Source organism: Amycolatopsis sp. NPDC023774 (assembly GCF_040639695.1).
In the GTDB taxonomy this organism is placed as follows: Bacteria; Actinomycetota; Actinomycetes; order Mycobacteriales; family Pseudonocardiaceae; genus Amycolatopsis.
Genome location: NZ_JBFAAJ010000004.1, coordinates 313,330 through 331,682, shown reverse-complemented (window position 1 = coordinate 331,682; position 18,353 = coordinate 313,330). Strand labels below are relative to the sequence as shown.

At 69.1% G+C, this 18,353-nt stretch carries 25 protein-coding genes; 23 read left to right on the top strand and 2 right to left on the bottom strand.

Annotated elements, in window-relative coordinates:
- Positions 1-62: 62 nt before the first annotated feature.
- The 20 genes from rpsH to AB0F91_RS13755 all read left to right on the top strand — a co-directional run bounded on the left by rpsH (position 63) and on the right by AB0F91_RS13755 (position 12,629).
- Positions 63-461, top strand: a complete 399-nt coding sequence (rpsH, locus tag AB0F91_RS13850; protein ID WP_220246088.1) for a 30S ribosomal protein S8 — start codon at positions 63-65, stop codon at positions 459-461.
- Between the two features lie 16 nt (positions 462-477).
- Positions 478-1,017, top strand: a complete 540-nt coding sequence (gene rplF / locus AB0F91_RS13845) for a 50S ribosomal protein L6 (RefSeq protein WP_360597543.1) — start codon at positions 478-480, stop codon at positions 1,015-1,017.
- Complete coding sequence (gene rplR, locus AB0F91_RS13840) at positions 1,014-1,421, top strand: 50S ribosomal protein L18 (RefSeq protein WP_285970659.1); 408 nt, start codon at positions 1,014-1,016, stop codon at positions 1,419-1,421. Before rplF ends, rplR begins: the two co-directional genes overlap by 4 nt.
- A gap of 31 nt (positions 1,422-1,452) precedes the next feature.
- On the top strand, positions 1,453-2,097 hold the full coding sequence (gene rpsE, locus AB0F91_RS13835) for a 30S ribosomal protein S5 (RefSeq protein WP_004558874.1): 645 nt from the start codon (positions 1,453-1,455) through the stop codon (positions 2,095-2,097).
- 1 nt (position 2,098) lies between these two features.
- Positions 2,099-2,284 carry a 50S ribosomal protein L30 gene (gene rpmD / locus AB0F91_RS13830; RefSeq protein ID WP_020643215.1) on the top strand — a complete coding sequence of 62 codons (186 nt, stop codon included), beginning with the start codon at positions 2,099-2,101 and terminating at the stop codon, positions 2,282-2,284.
- Entirely contained in the window at positions 2,281-2,727 is a 447-nt protein-coding gene (gene rplO / locus AB0F91_RS13825; RefSeq protein WP_360597541.1) for a 50S ribosomal protein L15, read from the top strand. The genes rpmD and rplO overlap by 4 nt, the downstream gene beginning before the upstream one ends.
- 549 nt (positions 2,728-3,276) lie before the next feature.
- Positions 3,277-4,584 carry a preprotein translocase subunit SecY gene (gene secY / locus AB0F91_RS13820; RefSeq protein ID WP_360597836.1) on the top strand — a complete coding sequence of 436 codons (1,308 nt, stop codon included), beginning with the start codon at positions 3,277-3,279 and terminating at the stop codon, positions 4,582-4,584.
- On the top strand, positions 4,581-5,135 hold the full coding sequence (locus AB0F91_RS13815; protein WP_360597539.1) for an adenylate kinase: 555 nt from the start codon (positions 4,581-4,583) through the stop codon (positions 5,133-5,135). The genes secY and AB0F91_RS13815 overlap by 4 nt, the downstream gene beginning before the upstream one ends.
- A 44-nt stretch (positions 5,136-5,179) precedes the next feature.
- A complete protein-coding gene (map, locus tag AB0F91_RS13810) occupies positions 5,180-5,956 on the top strand; it encodes a type I methionyl aminopeptidase (protein WP_360597537.1) in 777 nt (258 codons plus the stop codon).
- A gap of 320 nt (positions 5,957-6,276) precedes the next feature.
- A complete protein-coding gene (gene infA / locus AB0F91_RS13805) occupies positions 6,277-6,498 on the top strand; it encodes a translation initiation factor IF-1 (RefSeq protein ID WP_004558881.1) in 222 nt (73 codons plus the stop codon).
- A gap of 38 nt (positions 6,499-6,536) precedes the next feature.
- Positions 6,537-6,650, top strand: a complete 114-nt coding sequence (gene rpmJ / locus AB0F91_RS13800; RefSeq protein WP_004558882.1) for a 50S ribosomal protein L36 — start codon at positions 6,537-6,539, stop codon at positions 6,648-6,650.
- A 204-nt stretch (positions 6,651-6,854) separates the two neighbouring features.
- A complete protein-coding gene (gene rpsM, locus AB0F91_RS13795; RefSeq protein WP_204091690.1) occupies positions 6,855-7,235 on the top strand; it encodes a 30S ribosomal protein S13 in 381 nt (126 codons plus the stop codon).
- The gene (locus AB0F91_RS13790) at positions 7,232-7,417 is read left to right on the top strand and encodes a hypothetical protein (RefSeq protein WP_285970654.1); all 186 of its coding nucleotides are present in this window, start codon (positions 7,232-7,234) and stop codon (positions 7,415-7,417) included. Before rpsM ends, AB0F91_RS13790 begins: the two co-directional genes overlap by 4 nt.
- An 18-nt stretch (positions 7,418-7,435) precedes the next feature.
- The gene (rpsK, locus tag AB0F91_RS13785; protein ID WP_247060546.1) at positions 7,436-7,843 is read left to right on the top strand and encodes a 30S ribosomal protein S11; all 408 of its coding nucleotides are present in this window, start codon (positions 7,436-7,438) and stop codon (positions 7,841-7,843) included.
- A 23-nt stretch (positions 7,844-7,866) separates the two neighbouring features.
- Positions 7,867-8,472: a 30S ribosomal protein S4 gene (rpsD, locus tag AB0F91_RS13780; RefSeq protein WP_326568113.1), complete on the top strand. Its 606-nt coding sequence runs from the start codon at positions 7,867-7,869 to the stop codon at positions 8,470-8,472.
- 94 nt (positions 8,473-8,566) lie between these two features.
- Positions 8,567-9,640 carry a DNA-directed RNA polymerase subunit alpha gene (locus AB0F91_RS13775; RefSeq protein WP_285970652.1) on the top strand — a complete coding sequence of 358 codons (1,074 nt, stop codon included), beginning with the start codon at positions 8,567-8,569 and terminating at the stop codon, positions 9,638-9,640.
- A 43-nt stretch (positions 9,641-9,683) separates the two neighbouring features.
- On the top strand, positions 9,684-10,262 hold the full coding sequence (gene rplQ / locus AB0F91_RS13770; RefSeq protein ID WP_360597533.1) for a 50S ribosomal protein L17: 579 nt from the start codon (positions 9,684-9,686) through the stop codon (positions 10,260-10,262).
- A gap of 73 nt (positions 10,263-10,335) precedes the next feature.
- Entirely contained in the window at positions 10,336-11,172 is an 837-nt protein-coding gene (gene truA, locus AB0F91_RS13765; RefSeq protein WP_360597835.1) for a tRNA pseudouridine(38-40) synthase TruA, read from the top strand.
- A gap of 11 nt (positions 11,173-11,183) precedes the next feature.
- Positions 11,184-11,813, top strand: a complete 630-nt coding sequence (locus AB0F91_RS13760) for a class I SAM-dependent methyltransferase (protein ID WP_360597532.1) — start codon at positions 11,184-11,186, stop codon at positions 11,811-11,813.
- Between the two features lie 141 nt (positions 11,814-11,954).
- Entirely contained in the window at positions 11,955-12,629 is a 675-nt protein-coding gene (locus AB0F91_RS13755; RefSeq protein ID WP_360597531.1) for an alpha/beta fold hydrolase, read from the top strand.
- Between the two features lie 58 nt (positions 12,630-12,687).
- On the opposite strand, the gene AB0F91_RS13750 is transcribed toward AB0F91_RS13755, so the two are convergent.
- The gene (locus AB0F91_RS13750) at positions 12,688-13,407 is read right to left on the bottom strand and encodes a hypothetical protein (RefSeq protein WP_220246102.1); all 720 of its coding nucleotides are present in this window, start codon (positions 13,405-13,407) and stop codon (positions 12,688-12,690) included.
- Entirely contained in the window at positions 13,404-14,588 is a 1,185-nt protein-coding gene (gene eccE, locus AB0F91_RS13745; RefSeq protein WP_360597529.1) for a type VII secretion protein EccE, read from the bottom strand. The genes AB0F91_RS13750 and eccE overlap by 4 nt, the downstream gene beginning before the upstream one ends.
- Positions 14,589-15,233: 645 nt before the next feature.
- Between eccE and eccB the strand changes: the two genes are divergently transcribed.
- The 3 genes from eccB to AB0F91_RS13730 are packed head-to-tail and all read left to right on the top strand — an operon-like array spanning position 15,234 to position 18,312.
- Positions 15,234-16,817 carry a type VII secretion protein EccB gene (eccB, locus tag AB0F91_RS13740; RefSeq protein ID WP_360597833.1) on the top strand — a complete coding sequence of 528 codons (1,584 nt, stop codon included), beginning with the start codon at positions 15,234-15,236 and terminating at the stop codon, positions 16,815-16,817.
- A 53-nt stretch (positions 16,818-16,870) separates the two neighbouring features.
- The gene (locus AB0F91_RS13735; RefSeq protein ID WP_360597528.1) at positions 16,871-17,200 is read left to right on the top strand and encodes a hypothetical protein; all 330 of its coding nucleotides are present in this window, start codon (positions 16,871-16,873) and stop codon (positions 17,198-17,200) included.
- Positions 17,197-18,312 carry a WXG100 family type VII secretion target gene (locus AB0F91_RS13730; protein ID WP_360597527.1) on the top strand — a complete coding sequence of 372 codons (1,116 nt, stop codon included), beginning with the start codon at positions 17,197-17,199 and terminating at the stop codon, positions 18,310-18,312. Before AB0F91_RS13735 ends, AB0F91_RS13730 begins: the two co-directional genes overlap by 4 nt.
- Positions 18,313-18,353 lie beyond the last annotated feature (41 nt).

Genomic DNA, 18,353 nt, shown 5'->3' with positions numbered 1-18,353 from the left:
TCTCCGGGATACCCGGACCCAGACAGGGCGGGGAACCAGGCGAGAAAGGTTGACAGGTCACCATGACGATGACCGACCCCATCGCAGACTTCTTGACGCGTCTGCGTAACGCGAACTCGGCGTACCACGACGAGGTCGTGCTTCCCCACTCGAAGATCAAGGCGAACATCGCCGAGATCCTCAAGCGCGAGGGCTACATCGCGGGCTACCGCGACGAGCCGGGCGAGAAGCACAAGAACCTGATTGTGGAGCTGAAGTACGGCCCCAACCGTGAGCGCAGCATCGCCGGCCTCCGGCGCGTGTCGAAGCCGGGTCTGCGGGTGTACGCAAAATCGACCGAACTGCCGTCCGTGCTGGGTGGCCTCGGCGTCGCGATCATCTCGACGTCCGGCGGCCTGCAGACCGACCGTCAGGCCAAGCGCAACAACGTGGGCGGCGAAGTCCTCGCCTACGTCTGGTAAGGAAGGGGGCACAGACATGTCACGCATCGGAAAGCTGCCGGTCGCCGTCCCCTCCGGGGTCGAGGTGACCATCAACGGTCAGCACATTGAGGTCAAGGGGCCCAAGGGCACCCTGGAGCACACCGTCGCGGAGCCCATCATCGTCGAGCGCGGCGAAGAAGGCACTCTGCTGGTGAAGCGTCCGGACGACGAGCGCACGAGCCGTGCCCTGCACGGGCTCACCCGCACCCTGGTGAACAACCTCGTGGTGGGCGTGACCCAGGGCTACGAGAAGAAGATGGAAATCCACGGCGTGGGTTACCGCGTGCAGGCCAAGGGCTCGGACCTCGAGTTCGCCCTCGGCTACAGCCACCCGGTGAAGATCGAGGCGCCGGACGGCATCACCTTCAAGGTGGAGACCCCCACCCGGTTCTCGGTGTCCGGCATCGACAAGCAGAAGGTCGGCCAGATCGCCGCGGTCATCCGCAAGCTGCGCCGTCCCGACCCGTACAAGGGCAAGGGCCTGCGCTACGAGGGTGAGAAGATCCGCCGCAAGGTCGGAAAGACGGGTAAGTGATCATGAGCGACACGACTACGACGAAGCGCAAGCCGGTCGGCAAGGACATCTCGACCCGCCGCCGCGTCGCGAAGGCCCGTCGGCACTTCCGCCTGCGCAAGAAGGTCAGTGGCACGCCGGTTCGTCCGCGGCTGGTCGTCAAGCGTTCCTCGCGGCACATCGCCGTGCAGGTGATCGACGACCTCGCCGGCCACACCCTGGTGTCGGCGTCCACCCTCGAGGCGGACGTCCGTGCGGCCGACGGCGACAAGAAGGCCAAGGCCGCGAAGGTCGGCGAACTCGTCGCCTCGCGCGCCAAGGCGGCCGGGATCTCGGCTGTGGTGTTCGACCGCGGCGGCAACGCCTACCACGGCCGCATCGCCGCGCTCGCCGACGCTGCCCGTGAGGCGGGGTTGGAATTCTGATGCAGATGCTCGTCAATGGAAGGAAAGCCTGATGCCGGGACGTACGCGGCAATTCGGCGGCGGCCAGGGCGGACCGGGCGGTCAGGGCGGCAACGACCGCGGTGACCGTCGCGACCGCCGGGACCGGCGCGACAGCGGCCGTGGCGGGGCGGCCCAGGACAAGACCCCGCACCTCGAGAAGGTCGTGACGATCAACCGCGTCGCGAAGGTCGTGAAGGGTGGTCGTCGCTTCAGCTTCACCGCCCTCGTCGTCGTCGGCGACGGTGACGGCCAGGTCGGCGTCGGCTACGGCAAGGCCAAGGAAGTTCCCGCGGCCATCGCCAAGGGCGTCGAGGAAGCGAAGAAGAACTTCTTCCGCGTGCCTCGCGTCGGCGGCACCATTCCCCACCCGATCCAGGGTGAGGAAGCCGCCGGTGTCGTGCTGCTGCGTCCGGCTTCGGCCGGTACCGGTGTCATTGCCGGTGGCCCGGTGCGCGCGGTGCTGGAGTGCGCGGGTGTCCACGACGTGCTGTCGAAGTCGCTCGGCTCCGACAACGCGATCAACATCGTGCACGCGACCGTCGCGGCCCTGAAGGGTCTGCAGCGTCCCGAAGAGGTCGCGGCCCGCCGCGGTCTCCCGCTCGAGGACGTCGCTCCGGCCCGGATGCTGCGCCAGCGCGCGGGCCAGGGGGTCTGACATGACTCAGCTGAAGGTCACCCAGGTCAAGAGCAAGATCGGCACGAAGCACGCTCACCGCGAGTCGCTGCGCACCCTCGGGCTGCGCAAGATCCGCCAGAGCGTCGTGCGTGAAGACACCCCCCAGGTGCGCGGCCTGATCCACACCGTCCGCCACCTGGTGGAGGTCGAGGAGGTCCAGGCATGACGGCCATCAAGATCCACCACCTGCGTCCGGCTCCGGGCGCCAAGCGCGACAAGATCCGCGTGGGCCGTGGTGAAGGTTCCAAGGGCAAGACGGCCGGCCGTGGTACGAAGGGCACCAAGGCCCGCAAGAACGTGCCCGCCGGCTTCGAGGGTGGGCAGATGCCCATCCACATGCGGCTGCCGAAGCTGCGTGGCTTCAAGAACCGCTTCCGCACCGAGTACCAGCCGGTGAACGTGGGCGACATCGCCCGCGTGTTCCCGGACGGCGGCAAGATCGGCGTCGAGGAGCTCGTCGCGGGCGGTCTCGTCCGCAAGGGCAGCCTCGTGAAGGTCCTCGGCAACGGCGACGTCAACGGCGTGAAGCTGGACGTCACCGCGGACGGTTTCTCCGGCTCTGCCAAGGAGAAGCTCGAAGCTGCCGGTGGTTCCGCCACCGCCAACTGAGGCAACTGAAGCACCTGGCACCACGACTCGGGCCCATCCAGCGCACAGCTGGGTGGGCCCGAGTCGTTTGTGGGCTGATCCACAGGCGCTGTACGCGCGTTCGCGGCCTCAGCGAGCGACGTCGCGAGGAGCGGGCCGGAGGCGTCCGCTGAGAGCCACTGAAGACGTTGTGGCCGGGCGTGCGGTACTCGTGCCCCGCGACCCGATTCCTATGCCCCGCAACAAAGCACCCTCGCCGCACCCGTGAGTCCACCGTGTAGCGGCCACTGGGACACCTACCGAAGACCGGGGCCGAACAGGTGATCATTTCGCCTGCGAACGGTCCAACCTGCGGCATCGTCCCAGGCGCCTCCGGCCCGGCTGAGACGGAAAACGCACACGCGCTGCGGACACGCCCTGCGAAGCTGTTAGAGTCGGCGACACGCTTCGGGACCACTGTGCCCTGAGGCGTTCCTGGCTTGCCTGCCAGTGAGCTGTGTTCCCGCCGGCCTCGTGCCGGCCAAGCCGATCGTCGGTAGGACAGCCGACGACGCCGAGGAGGTCCCCCGCGTGCTCAGCGCCTTCCGCTCGGCTCTCGCGACGCCGGATCTACGCAAGAAGATCCTGTTCACGCTAGCCATCGTCGCGGTCTACCGGATCGGTGCCGCCATCCCGGCCCCGGGGATCTCGTTCTCCGCCGTGCAGGCCTGTAGCTCTCAGGCCGACCAGCAGGGCGTCTACCAGCTGCTGAACCTGTTCAGCGGTGGTGCGCTGCTCCAGCTGTCGCTGTTCTCGACCGGCATCATGCCGTACATCACGGCGAGCATCATCATCCAGCTGCTGACCGTGGTGATCCCGCGGTTCGAAGAGCTGAAGAAGGAAGGCCAGGCCGGCCAGAACAAGCTCACGCAGTACACCCGGTACCTCACGATCGCCCTGGCGATCCTGCAGGCCACCGGCGTTGTCGCGCTGGCCGACCGCGGCACCCTCTTCCAGGGCTGCCAGCAGCAGATCATCCCGGACAACAGCGTCTACTCGCTGGCGCTGATCGTCTGCACCATGACCGCGGGCACCGCCGTCATGATGTGGCTGGGCGAGCTCATCACCGAGCGCGGCGTCGGCAACGGCATGTCGGTCCTGATCTTCCTGAACATCGCGGCCCGCATCCCCACCGAGGGCGCCAACATCATGAGCAACGGCGGCGCGGTCGCCCTGGTCATGATCTGCGTGTTCGGTTTGGTGATCATCGCGAGCGTCATCTTCGTGGAGCAGGGGCAGCGCCGGATCCCGGTGCAGTACGCCAAGCGCATGATCGGCCGCCGGATGTACGGCGGCACGTCGACGTACCTGCCGATCAAGGTGAACCAGGCCGGTGTCATCCCGGTCATCTTCGCGTCGTCGCTGCTGTACCTGCCGCAGCTGCTCAGCCAGCTCATCGGCGACCCGAACAGCAACTCCGGCTGGCAGGCCTTCATCCAGAACTACCTGGTCAACCAGAGCAGCTGGGTGCACATCCTGCTGTACTTCGCGTTGATCATCTTCTTCACGTACTTCTACATCACGATCACGTTCAACGTCGACGAACGTGCGGACGAGATGAAGAAGTTCGGTGGCTTCATCCCGGGTATCCGCCCGGGTCGTCCCACCGCCGAATACCTGAGCTACGTCCTCGGCCGGATCACCCTGCCGGGCTCGCTGTACCTGGGCATCATCGCGATCCTCCCGAACTTCTTCCTGTCCCTCACCGGCAGCGGGAACAACCAGAACTTCCCGTTCGGTGGCACGGCTGTGCTGATCATGGTGGGTGTCGGCCTCGACACCGTGAAGCAGATCGAAAGCCAGCTGATGCAGCGCAACTACGAAGGGTTCTTGAAGTGACGCGTGTGGTTCTCGTCGGCCCGCCCGGTGCGGGTAAAGGTACGCAGGCGGTGGCCCTGTCGGAGCAGCTGCGGGTTCCGCACATCTCGACGGGCGACCTGTTCCGCGCACACGTCGGTCAGGAGACGCCGCTCGGCCAGGAGGCCAAGCGCTACCTCGACTCGGGTGAGCTCGTCCCCGACTCGGTGACCAACGAGATGGTCCGCGAGCGGCTCGCCGAGCCCGACGCGAAGGCCGGCTTCCTGCTCGACGGCTTCCCCCGCAACACGAAGCAGGCCGAGGTCCTCAGCGAGATGCTGAAGGAAGCCGACTGCGCGATCGACTCCGTGATCCAGCTGCAGGTGCCTGAGGACGTGGTCGTGTCCCGGCTGATGGCCCGCGGCCGCGCCGACGACACCGAAGAGGTCATCCGCCGCCGTCAGCAGATCTACTGGTCCGAGACGGCTCCACTGCTGGAGTACTACGCCGACATCCTGGTGGCTGTCGACGGCGTGGGCGATGTGCACGAGATCTCGGACCGCGTGCTGAAAGCGCTGCGCGACCGCACGTGAATCTCGGAGGGTTGCGTGTTCTGCAAGTGCTCCGCCGTGGGCGCATGATCGAGGTCAAGACGCCGGGCGAGCTGCAGGCGATGCGGGCGGCCGGGCTGGTCGTCGCGAGGACGCTGGCCGCCGTGCGCGAGCGTGCGCGAGTGGGCGTCAGCACAGCCGAGCTCGACGAGCTGGCCGAGCAGACGATCCGCGACGCGGGAGCTGTGCCGTCGTTCAAGGGCTACCACGGTTTCCCCGCGTCGATCTGCGCGTCGGTGAACGAGCAGATCGTCCACGGCATCCCGTCGAGCCGGCAGGTGCTGGCCGACGGTGACCTGCTCTCGGTCGACTGCGGCGCCATCCTCGACGGCTGGCACGGCGACTCCGCCGTGACGCTCGCGATCGGCGCCGTCAGTGAGAAGGACCTCGCGCTGTCCGCCGCCACGGAGAAGTCCATGTGGGCCGGGATCGAGGCCGTGCGCGCGGGCGGCCGGCTCACCGACATCTCGTTCGCCGTGCAGACCGCGGCCGAGAAGGCGGGCCGCGACAACGGCGTCGAATACGGGATGATCCTCGAGTACGGCGGCCACGGCATCGGCCGTCAGATGCACATGGACCCATTCCTGCCCAACGTCGGCAAACCCGGCAAGGGCCCGCGGCTGACGGTCGGCATGGCGCTCGCGATCGAGCCCATGCTCACCGGGGGCGGCGGCGAGACCGTGGAGCTCGAGGACGGCTGGACCGTGGTCACGGCCGACGGCTCCCGCGCGTCGCACTGGGAGCACACCGTCGCCATCACCGAGGACGGCCCCTGGGTGCTCACCGCGCCGGAAGAGGACTGACGCCGCCGCTCACCCAGCCGGCGAAAGTTCACCTGACCAGGCGATTCTCGCAGGTCGGCTCGTTTTCAGGCATACTGGAACCCAGGCGCCCCACCGCCGGCTTGTAGCACAGTTACCCCCCGTTTGGGGGTCGCGACACGAGTTGCGTACACTGTCAAGTCGGCGTACTCACCGCGCCGGTTCCTGCGCGCTCGTGAACTCTCGCGAACACTCGGAGTCGGGGTGGAGTGTGCCGAAGCAGCACCCCAGTAAGCAAGGGACTCGAGCTCAAACCGATCACGCTGTGTGCATCAAGCGTGCATTCAGGGATTGCGGAGGACATGGCTAAGAAAGACGGGGCCATCGAGGTCGAAGGCCGCGTGGTCGAGCCGCTCCCCAACGCGATGTTCCGCGTCGAGTTGGAGAACGGCCACAAAGTTCTTGCCCACATCAGCGGCAAGATGCGGCAGCACTACATCCGCATCCTGCCCGAGGACAGGGTCGTCGTGGAGCTTTCGCCCTACGACTTGTCTCGTGGTCGCATCGTCTACCGCTACAAGTGATCACGAAGAGCTGAGAAGAAGCAGGAGAGTCGACAGACGTGAAGGTCCAGCCGAGCGTCAAGAAGATCTGCGACAAGTGCAAGGTGATCCGCCGCCACGGCCGGATCATGGTGATCTGCGAGAACCTGCGTCACAAGCAGCGTCAGGGCTGAGCACCGCACTCCAGCAGAGCGGATTGACGGCTACACACCCTCCCCGCACCTGCCGGGCCGCGTGAGCGGTCCGGTTCACCCCCGGACTTCAGGCCGGGGCCGGGACACCCGCAGCGCAAGCCGCGGGCACGACAGGCGAGTCGGTTCCGGAACCGGACGGGGAGAAGACCTGAAGACGAAATCGAAGAAGGAGCACCAGCGCCCATGGCACGACTCGCTGGCGTAGACCTCCCCCGCGAGAAGCGGTTGGAGATCGCGCTGACCTACATCTACGGCATCGGCCGTACGCGCTCGAAGCAGATGATCGCTGCTGCCGAGCTCAACGCGGACACCCGCGTGAAGGACCTCAGCGATGAGGACCTCATCAAGCTTCGTGACTACATCGACGAGAACTTCAAGGTCGAGGGTGACCTGCGTCGCGAGGTGAACGCCGACATCCGTCGCAAGATCGAGATCGGCACCTACCAGGGCCTGCGCTGGCGTCGTGGTCTGCCCGTCCGCGGTCAGCGGACCAAGACCAACGCCCGCACCCGCAAGGGTCCGAAGAAGACGGTCGCCGGCAAGAAGAAGGCTGGCAAGAAGTGAGCGTCAAGGGCAAGAAGGTCGTGCAGATGGGCGGCGGGAACCGTCGCGGCACGGCTTGTGTCTCGCCCAAGGCGCTCTACGCCCGCCCGATGGCGCTGCGGAACCTGTACACCGACGCCGGATCGATCATCCGACGCGGTCAGGCCGAAGCGGTTGCCGCTCACCAAGAGAACGCGCGCTAACAGGAGAACCCTCAGAACATGCCACCGAAGTCTCGTACCGCGGCGGGGACCAAGAAGGTCCGCCGCAAGGAAAAGAAGAACGTTGCGCACGGTCACGCGCACATCAAGAGCACGTTCAACAACACCATCGTCTCGATCACGGACCCCACGGGCGCTGTGATCGCGTGGGCGTCGAGTGGTCACGTGGGCTTCAAGGGCTCGCGCAAGTCCACCCCGTTCGCCGCGCAGATGGCCGCTGAGAACGCCGCCCGCAAGGCTGCCGAGCACGGCATGAAGAAGGTCGACGTCTTCGTGAAGGGCCCGGGTTCGGGCCGCGAGACGGCGATCCGCTCGCTGCAGGCCGCCGGTCTCGAGGTCGGCACCATCCAGGACGTGACCCCGCAGCCTCACAACGGCTGCCGCCCGCCCAAGCGGCGCCGGGTCTGAGGAACGGGGAGGAGTAAGAAGAAATGGCTCGTTACACCGGCCCCGCGACGCGTATTTCGCGTCGCCTCAAGGTTGACCTCATCGGCGGCGACCAGGCTTTCGAGCGTCGCCCCTACCCGCCGGGCCAGCACGGCCGCGGGCGCATCAAGGAGTCCGAGTACCTCCTGCAGTCGCAGGAGAAGCAGAAGGCTCGCTACACCTACGGCGTTCTCGAGCGCCAGTTCGTCCGGTACTACAAGGAAGCCGTGCGGCGTCCGGGCAAGACCGGTGAGAACCTGCTCCAGATCCTCGAGTCCCGGCTGGACAACGTGATCTACCGCGCCGGCATCGCCCGCACGCGCCGCCAGGCGCGCCAGCTGGTGAGCCACGGCCACTTCCTGGTCAACGGCGTCAAGGTCAACGTCCCGTCCTTCCAGGTCTCCAAGTGGGACATCATAGACGTGCGGCCGAAGTCGTTCTCGATGCTGCCCTTCGTGGTGGCGAAGGAGTCCTTCGGCGAGCGCCCCATCCCGGCGTGGCTGCAGGTCGTCCAGTCCAACCTCCGCGTGCTGGTCCACCAGCTGCCGGAGCGTGCGCAGATCGACGTTCCGGTTCAGGAACAGCTGATCGTCGAGCTCTACTCGAAGTAATCGAGTTACGGGCGGCGGCGCAACAGGTGCGCCGCCGCCGCGCCATCCCTTCGACGTCATATGGCGGGCGTCGTCTGGAAAGGAAATAGGAAGAATGCTGATTTCCCAGCGGCCGGCTCTCGGCGAAGAGACGGTCAACGAGACCCGCTCCCGGTTCACCATCGAACCGCTGGAGCCCGGCTTCGGCTACACGCTCGGCAACTCGCTGCGGCGCACGCTGCTGTCGTCCATTCCGGGCGCGGCCGTGACGAGCATCCGCATCGACGGCGTGCTGCACGAGTTCACCACCGTTCCCGGGGTGAAGGAAGACGTCACCGACATCATCCTGAACCTCAAGGAGCTCGTGGTGTCCTCGGAAGAGGACGAGCCGGTCACCATGTACCTGCGCAAGCAGGGCCCCGGTGAGGTCACGGCTGCCGACATCGTGCCCCCGGCCGGCGTCACCGTGCACAACCCGGACCTCCACATCGCGGCGCTGAACGGCAAGGGCAAGCTCGAGATCGAGCTCGTCGTCGAGCGCGGTCGCGGTTACGTCCCGGCGCTGCAGAACAAGCAGGCCGGCGCCGAGATCGGCCGGATCCCGGTCGACTCGATCTACTCGCCGGTGCTGAAGGTGACCTACAAGGTCGAGGCCACTCGTGTCGAGCAGCGCACCGACTTCGACAAGCTGATCCTGGACGTCGAGACCAAGCCGTCGATCACGCCGCGCGACGCGGTCGCGTCGGCGGGCAAGACGCTGGTGGAGCTGTTCGGCCTCGCTCGCGAGCTGAACGTCGACGCCGAGGGCATCGAGATCGGCCCGTCGCCGCAGGAAGCGGACACCATCGCCGCCTACGCGATGCCGATCGAGGATCTGGACCTCACCGTCCGGTCGTACAACTGCCTCAAGCGCGAAGGCATCCACACGGTGGGCGAGCTCGTCTCGCGCAGCGAGGCGGACCTGCTCGACATCCGCAACTTCGGTGCGAAGTCGATCGACGAGGTCAAGCTGAAGCTGGTCGGTCTCGGCCTGGCGCTCAAGGACAGCCCGCCCGGGTTCGACCCGACCGCGGCTGCCTCCAGCTACGACGGTGAGGGCTGGTCGGGAAGCGTTGCCGGCATCGGCGGCGGGATTTCGGACGAGGGCCACGACGATGGCCAGGACTACGCAGAGACGGAGCAGCTGTAAGGCCGCGTAGGCCTGGAGCTGTGCAGCTGAACTAGGAGAACCAATGCCCACCCCTACCAAGGGAGCCCGGCTCGGCGGGTCGTCCGCGCACGAGCGGCTGATCCTGGCCAACCTGGCCACGCAGCTGTTCGAGCACGGCAAGATCACCACGACCGAGGCGAAGGCCCGCCGGGTGCGCCCGCTGGCCGAGAAGCTGATCACCAAGGCGAAGCGGGGCGACCTGCACAACCGTCGCCAGGTGCAGAAGGTCGTGCGTGACAAGGACGTCGTGCACAAGCTCTTCGCCGAGATCGGTCCGCACTTCGCGGAGCGCGCCGGCGGTTACACCCGCATCACCAAGACGATGCCGCGCAAGGGCGACAACGCCGCCATGGCCGTCATCGAACTGGTCGCGGAGAAGACCGTGACGTCGGAAGCCGAGCGGGCTCGCAAGACGAAGTTCGCGAAGGACGAGAAGCCGGCCGAGGCCGCCGTGGTCGACGAGACCACGTCGGAAGAAGCCGTCGCCGAGGCTCCGGCCGAGGAGACCACCGAGGCCGCGGCTGTTTCGGACTCCGAGGAAGCTGCGGCTTCGTCGGACTCGGACGAGGCCGCTGACGACGCGGACGCCAAGAAGGACTGAAGTCCTGACGGCACAGTCGACACCGGACGAGCCCGCCACTCCCTCCAGGGAAGGCGGGCTCGTTCGTCTGCGCCTGGACGTTTCCTACGACGGCACGGACTTCTCGGGCTGGGCTCGCCAGCCCGGCCGGCGCACCGTGCAGGCCGAGCTGGAAGCGGCCCTGCAGCGTCAGCCGCCCGGCGCGTCCGTGCCCAAGTCCGTGGTCGTCGCGGGCCGCACGGACGCCGGCGTGCACGCGACCGGTCAGGTCGTGCACGTGGACGTCGTCCCGCTGGAGCCCGGCGCTCCCGGCCGCGTACCCGTGGACGCGCAGGGCATCCCAGACCTGACGCGCATGACGGGCCGCTGGAACAAGCTGATGCCCGCCGACGTGCGCGTGCTCGGCGCCCGCGTCGCCCCCGCGGGCTTCGACGCCCGCTTCTCGGCCATCCGCCGCCACTACCGCTACCGCGTCTCAGACGCGCCGTGGGGCGTCGATCCGCTGCGCCGCAACGACACCCTCGCCTGGGGCCGTCCGCTGTCGACGGACGCCATGAACGAGGCCGCCGCGGACCTGCTGGGCCTGCAGGACTTCGCGGCCTACTGCAAGCAGCGTGAGGGCGGCACCACGATCCGCGAGCTGCAGCAGCTGGAATGGACCCGGCTCGACGAGCACCTGCTGGAAGCCCGCGTCTCCGCCGATGCCTTCTGCCACTCCATGGTCCGCAGCCTCGTCGGCGTCCTGCTGATGGTCGGCGACGGGCGCCGTCCCCGCTCCTGGCCCGCCGAGGTCCTCGCCCGCGGCACGCGGGACAGCGCCGTCGCCCCGGCTCACGGCCTCACGCTCACCGCCGTCGACTACCCGCCGGACGCCGAACTCGCCGCGCGCGCCGAGCAGACGCGCAACGTCCGCTCCGCCGAGGACCTGTAGCTTCTCTCCGCATGGGGGAGCACCAGGACGAGACCAGGGCGGCCTACGACGGCGTCGTCGAGCTGTACGCCTCGCTTTTCGCCGACCGGCAGTTGGAGACGATGCCGTTCACACGGACCATGGTCCGCACCTTCGCCGAGCTGGTGGCCGCGACGGGCAACTCGCACGTGGCCGACATCGGCTGCGGTCCCGGCCACATCACCGCTTTCCTGTGCGACCAGGGGCTGGCTGCCCGAGGGCTCGACCTGTCCCCGGGCATGGTCGAGCACGCCCGCAAGTCGTTCCCGGCGCTGCGGTTCGACGAGGTCCGGACGGAAGCCCTCCCGCTCGAGGACGGCTCCCTCGGCGGCGTGGTCGCCCACTACTCACTGATCCACACCCCGCCGGCGGAACTGCCTGCGTTGCTCGCGGAGCTGACGCGCGTGCTGGCCCCGGGCGGTCTGGCACTCGTCTCGTTCTTCGCGACCGACGGCCCCGAGCCGGTCCGCTTCGACCACAAGGTCGCGCCCGCCTACAGCTGGCCGGTCGACCACTTCGCCGAGCTGCTTGCCGGCGCCGGCCTCGCCGAGTCCGCCCGGCTCGTCCACGACCCGCGGGCCGAGCGGGGTTTCCTCGACGCCCACGTGCTGTCGCGCCGCTAGCGGACTCGCGGCCTGCCGGGGAGCCAGGTGCTGAACTTGGCGGCGAACGGGCATCAACGGGCGGCTTATCGGTGGTGCGTCACACTGCGGTCGTGCTGATCTAGTGTGGTCCTCGATCGCGAGCCGAGCAGGAGATCTGCCATGGCGACGTTCGTCCTCGTGCCCGGTGCGTGGCACGGTGCCTGGACGTTCGAGTCGGTCATCCCGATGCTGGAGCGGGCCGGGCACACCGTCCACGCCCTGACCCTGACGGGATTGCGGCCCGACGATGACGACGCGACGGTGGCGAGCGCCCACCTCGACACTCACGCCGACGACGTCGTGAGTCTCCTGGATCGCGCCCGGATCACCGACGCGACGCTGGTCGGCCACAGCTACGGCGGGATGGTGATCGCCGCCGCCGCCGACCGCGTCGGCGGGCGCGTGTCCCGTCTGGTTCATCTCGACGCCTACGTTCCGCGCGACGGCGACTCGTGCTGGTCGTTGACCACCGAGGGCTACCGGCAGTCGTTCTTGGCCGGTGCGGCCGACACGGGCCACGCCGTCCGTCCGCCGTTCCGCGCCCCGCACGGCGGCGATCCCCGCCGCCGTCCCCACCCCCTCGCCTCCCTCGTGCAGACGATCCGGCTGACCGGAGCCGTCGAGCGTGTGCCCCGGCGCGATTTCGTCTACTGCGCCGGCTGGGAAGACCACACCCGCTTCGCCGGACTCCGCGCCCGACTCCGAGCCGATGCGGTCTGGCGCGTCCACGACCTCCCCACCGCTCACAACGCGATGCGGGAGGCGCCGGGCGCCGTCGCCGAGCTCCTGATCTGAATACCGCGAAGGCCTCCGCGAACGCGCCGAGGAGGCCTTCACCACAAGCGAAACCGGCTCAGTCGCCCCGGCGCACCGGGCCGAGCAGCTGCTGTTCCTTCTGCGTCGTCACGAGGCGCAGTGGTCGCCACAGGTTGCGGCCCAGAGCCACGACCTGGTCGTCCTTGAGCGTGGTCAGCTGGCGCATCATCTGCGGCGGCAGGCGCCAGATGCGGGCCGCCAGCTCGGCCTGGCCGGCGGGCAGGCGCTGCATCAGCACGAGATCCGCGGCGTTGGCCGTCGCGCCGGCCTGTGGGTGCAGGTACGGCAGGACGTAGACGGTCGTCTGCCACGGCGAGCGCGGCGGGAAGAGGTCCTGCGGGGTCGGGCCGCCGTCGGTGACCACGAGCAGCGGCGCGTCCTCCGAGGGACGCGGCAGCTCGACCGGCGACAGGCGCCGGATCTGCACCAGGGGCGACGGCCGTCCGTCGCGGTTGCCGGCGGCCTGGGAGAGCACCTGCCAGGCCGCCGGACGCCCGGTGGCCACAACCACCCACGCACCCACCGCCATCGCGCGCAGCGCGACCTGACGGGCCAGGTACAGCCCGCCCACGAGCACGATGCGCGTCGGAGTGGAGCGCAGGGCGGAGATGGTGAGCGGTTCGCCCTTCAGGCCCGAGCCGAGGACGATGCCGCCGCGGTCGCCCGAGGGGCTGATCGCGTCGAGCATCGCGGGGTCGACCGTGAACTCCGGGGCCACGCCGGGGTTCTGCCCGGCGTCGCGAAGGCGGGTGCTCATGCCGTACCTCCGATCGGCAGGGTGGCGGCGAACGCCGAGATCTGCAGGCCGCGCAAGGGGGTCAGGTCGACGTCGAGCCGCTCCGAAATGGACTTGAGCCGCTGGTCGGCCGCCTCGAGCTCACGCGGGTTGCGGGCGCTCACGCGCACCACGCCGCGCAGACCGATCCGGCCTTCGTCCGCCGCGGGGGAAATCGACATGGCTACCGTGGCGGACAGCGCGCGCACGCTCGTGAGCGCGTCGAGGCTGCCGGTGATCTTGCCCTTGGGCCAGCTCGTGATCGCGTAGCTGGAGTGCCCGATGCCGGCCGCCGTGACGCCCGTCCAGCTCTCCTGCAACGTGACCTTCGTCGACGAACCCGCCACGGCCGTGAGTTCCGCGGCGGAGATGCTGGCGCGCAGCAGCTCGTCCGGGTCCAGCGGCCGCGTCGGCACGCCCTGCGACTCCAGCGCGTTGCGCACGCGTGACAACGCACCGATCAGCGCGCGGTGGGCACCGACGACGCCGCCGCCGCGTTCCCGGATCGCCTCCGGGCAGCGGCGCGGGTCGAGACGGATCGCGATCCACGTGGTGCGCCGGGCCGCCGCGGGCAGCGGGCCGAGCACCTCCATGTACGAGCTGAGCGCCGGCGAGTCCGACGGCAGCGCCGCGGAACCCGGGTAGCTGTGCCAGATCATCTGGATCGAGTCGAGCACCACACCGCGGTCCTCGAGGCACGGTGCGAGCGCCGACAGCGGCAGGCTCGGCGCGCCGCCGGCCTGGGTGATCAGCGCGGGCGTCGGCTCCACGAGGAGCACCGCCGTCCACGTGCCGTCGTTCCAGGCGAGGCCGACCTGCTGGCGCTCGTGGTCGACGCCGTGCGCCACCACGAGGTCCGGCACGGCCAGGCGCAGCAGGTTCACCCGCGCGTCGTCCGGGCCCGTCACCGTGCTGTTCTCCGCGGCCAGCTCTTCGAGGCTGCTGGGCGGCGGCGGGGTCGCGACGCGGTCGTGCGAACGGAAGCGGTAGCGCAGCGTCAGGCCGAGCCACTGGGTGAACCAGCGCCCGCCCCAGCGCAGGAACGCGAAGATGAGGAACACGGCCGCGACCCCGATGGCGATGTACTTCAACTGCTCCATGTCGATGGCGAGCAGCACGAGTCCGATCGCGACACCCACCTCGAGGAGCACGAGGTTCGCCACGGGCAGTGCGCCGAGGTTGATGCCGCCGGAACGCTGACGCGAGGGCGGGGCCAGGCGCGTCGCGGTCGCGGTGCCACCGCCCTGCGGCGAGCCACCGGGGCCGTCAGGACCGGGACCGCCGGAACCGGGTCCCCCAGGTCCACCGGGCCCGCCAGGTCCCCCCGGACCTCCGGGGCCGCCGGGTCCACCCGGACCGCCAGGTCCACCGGGCCCGCCCGGGCCGCCGCCACGGGGGCCGGGCCCCCCGGGAGCACCGGGCGCCCCCGGGCCACCGGGTCCACGCGGGACTCCGCCAGGACCGCCCGGCACGCCACCAGGTCCACCCGGTCCGCCTGCTCTGCCCGGCCGCTGCGGCGGGCCCGGAGGACGTCCTCCGGGCGGCGGTGGCCCGGGGGGCCCTGGCGGACGTGGAGGCGTGGTGACGGACATCCGCGCGTTCTCTTCCCCTCGTGAGTGCTACGTTCCCGGAAAGCCGGTCCCGAGGTGTCCGACCCTAGCTTGAGTTGGTAGAAACCCCACACCAGACGGTCCCCGTACGGCTATCCTGCGGAACCGTACCGCGACGGGGAGGACTGTAGGTCGAGAATGCCATCAACACCCACGACTAAGAGTCAGGTTCAGGCCTACAAGTTCGTCATGCGCCGGATGCAGTCGGCGCTCGTCCGCCGCGACGCGGTGATGCTCCACGACCCGATGCGCACACACTCGCGGGCGACCGTCGTCGGGGTGATCCTCGGCGTGCTCGGCGCAGTGGTTTTCGTGTTGATCGCCCTGCTCAGCCCCGCTCCGTCGGTGCCCGCGTCGGGCGGCATCGTGATCGGTGAGCAGTCCGGCACCGTTTACGTGGTCACGGGAAATCCGCAGAAACTGATTCCGACGTTCAACCTCGCTTCCGCCCGCCTGATCCTGCTCGCGCAGTCGCAGCAGGCGACGCAAGGCGCACAAGGCGGCGCGCAGCCCGCCGGGAATGCGGCGCCGGCCGCGGTGGTGAATCCGACCGTCGTCTCCGATGAACAGCTCAAGAACATTCCGCGCGAGAAGCTGACCGGCATTCCCGATGGGCCACAACTTCTGCCCAATGAGACCCAGCGCATTTCTCCCAACTGGGCGGTCTGCGACCAGGTGGCGCTCGACACGCGACTGCCGGACCCCGACAGCGTGAACCGCACCGACACCACGGTGATCGGTGGCGTCGCGAACGTCGGCACGGAGCTGAACCGGAGCCAGGCGCTGCTCGGCCGCGCGGACGACGGCAAGACCTACCTGATCTACCGCCTGCAGGCCACGCAGGCGCGGCCCGACGCCAACACCGTGCGCGCCGAGGTCGACCTCGGCGACAGCGACCCGGTGCGGGCGGCGCTACAGCTGCCGGCCAAGGCGCGCAAGGCTTCCCAGGCGTTCCTCAACGCGATCCCCGACGTCGGCAAGCTGGTGCCGCCGGTCGTCCCTGGCACAGGTGAGACGCCGCCGCAGGACTTCGACGGTCTCACCGTCGGCGACGTGTTCTCCACGACCCCGTCCGGCGCTCAGCCCGATTTCTGGTTGATCACCCAGGCCGGCATCGAGAAGGTGTCCTCGGCGGTCGCCGACATCGTGCGCACGGCGAAGAACGGCAGTGGCAGCAGGATCACCGACCTCGGCCTGGCGAAGCTCAACAATGTCAAGCAGTTGCAGCCGAACGACCAGGGCTTCGTGGACGTGGCCAACTACCCCGAGAAGGCCCCGACCGTGCTCGACGCCACGCAGGGCTCGCCGGTGGCGTGCCTGGGCTGGTCGTTCGACATCAACAAGAAGACGGCCCACACGTCGGTGTACGTGAGCAAGGGCCTGCCGGCCGAGACGACGAACGCCGACGGCTCGAGCAAGGTCCAGAGCATCAGCAACACCGGCCCGAACGGCCTGCCGATCACCGGGTTCTACATGCCGCCGGGCTTCGGCGCCGTGGTGCAGTCGGCCACCGAGTCGAGCGCGACGTTCTTCAAGGGCCCGATCCAGCTGATCAGCGACCGCGGCCTCCGCTACGGCGTGCCGGACCAGGCGACGGCCGGCGCGCTCGGCCTGACCAACGCGCTGCCCGCGCCGGAGTCGATCATCGGCCTGCTGCCCACGGGTTCGTCGCTGAACACGCAGAACGTGATGAAGCAGTTCGACTCCGTGCCGATCGACCCGAACGCCGGTTCGTTCCAGTCGCCGCCCAACCAGCAGGCCGGGCAGCCGGCGGGGAACTGAAGCGGGCTCGCTTCCGTCACACTCGAAGACAGTCGGGTGAGCGGAGGGATGTCGTGGCAGCGGGGAACAACGCGCTGAACATCGACGGCGAAGTCGTCGGCGGCTACGCGGCCAAGGTCGCGCTGGCCGCCGACGAGCTGGACACGGCCGCGGGCGGCGTCGGTGCGGGAGCGACCACGTCTGAGGCGTACGGCGAGCTCGGTGGCCGCCTCGGTCTGGACCAGTCGTACGCGCGGGCGTCCGCAACGTTGCGGCAGCAGCTGCAGGCGGGCGCGGTCGCGCTGCGTTCGGCCGCGGAGGCCCTGGACCAGCTCACCGCCGGCCACGCGCAGCGTGACGCCGACGCGGCGGAGCAGATCAAGCATGCCGGGGGGCTGTCGTGACGGAGCCGTCGCTGGCGTTCGTGTCCGAGCTCGCGGGTGAGCTCGGCGTGACCGACCCCGTCGAGACGTACTACCGGCCGCTCGTCGGCCGCTGGGGCGAGCTCGACGAGGAAGCCCAACGCCTGCGCACCGCGGCGAAGACGGCGGGCGGCGTTTCCGCCGACCTGGCTGACGAGCTGGGCCGGCTCGACGCGTCGTGGTCCGGCGAGGACGCCGACGCGTTTGTCACTTACCTGGGTGAAATCCGGTCCGCGAGCGAAGGCGTCGAAGACGCGCTGGACGAGCTGGCGGGCGCGCTGGAGGAACTGGCCGGATCGCTGCGCAAGATCGTCGCCGACGCCACCGACGTGCTGGTGGACTCGGCCGACCTGCTGTCGGAGTCGGCGATGCTGCCGGTCGGTGGCGTCAGCCGCTCGCGCACGCAGCTGCGCGAGACCACGCAGTCGGTGAAATCGCTCTACGACGCGGCGGAAGACGTGCTGCAGCACTTCGCGCAGCTGTGCAACGGCGTGGACGCGCCGGCGGGGGAGCAGTCGAGCATCGCCGTGCGCCAGCACTACCCGCAGGAACAGTTTCGGCTGCACGAAACCGAATCCGCGCCGGCGCAGCAGCACTCAGCGGTCACCGCGGGGCCGTCCGCATCTGAGCAGCCGACGCACGACGACGCGGCTCAACAGGTCCACGCGGAAGCCGCCGCGATCCACGCGGAAGCCGCGACCTCAGCGACCGACACCGACGCCGCGACACCGCCTGCCGACGACTCCGTTTCGGCGTCCGCGGCCGAGGAACTCCACCAGGGCAAGGAAACCGGCGCCGACCCTCGCCTCACGCAGGGGCAGGCGGGCGTGCCGCCGATCGGACCGGAAGGTCTCGCCCCGGCGCCCGTGCCGGCCGCCCAGAACGAGTCCGGTGGCATGTCGATGATGCCCATGATGACGATGGGCGGCATGGGCGGGGGCGGCATGGGCGGTGGAGGTGGCGGCTCGCGCCAGGCCAGGAACCGCACGCCCGCCAAGCCTTCCGAGCTCCTCGGCGATCCCGCGCCGGTCACGCCACCCGTGATCGGGGAGGACCCTCGCAAGCCCGCCAAGACCAAGAAACCCCAGAACTGACCGAAGGGGCCGTACACCGCCTTTCCACGGTGTACGGCCCC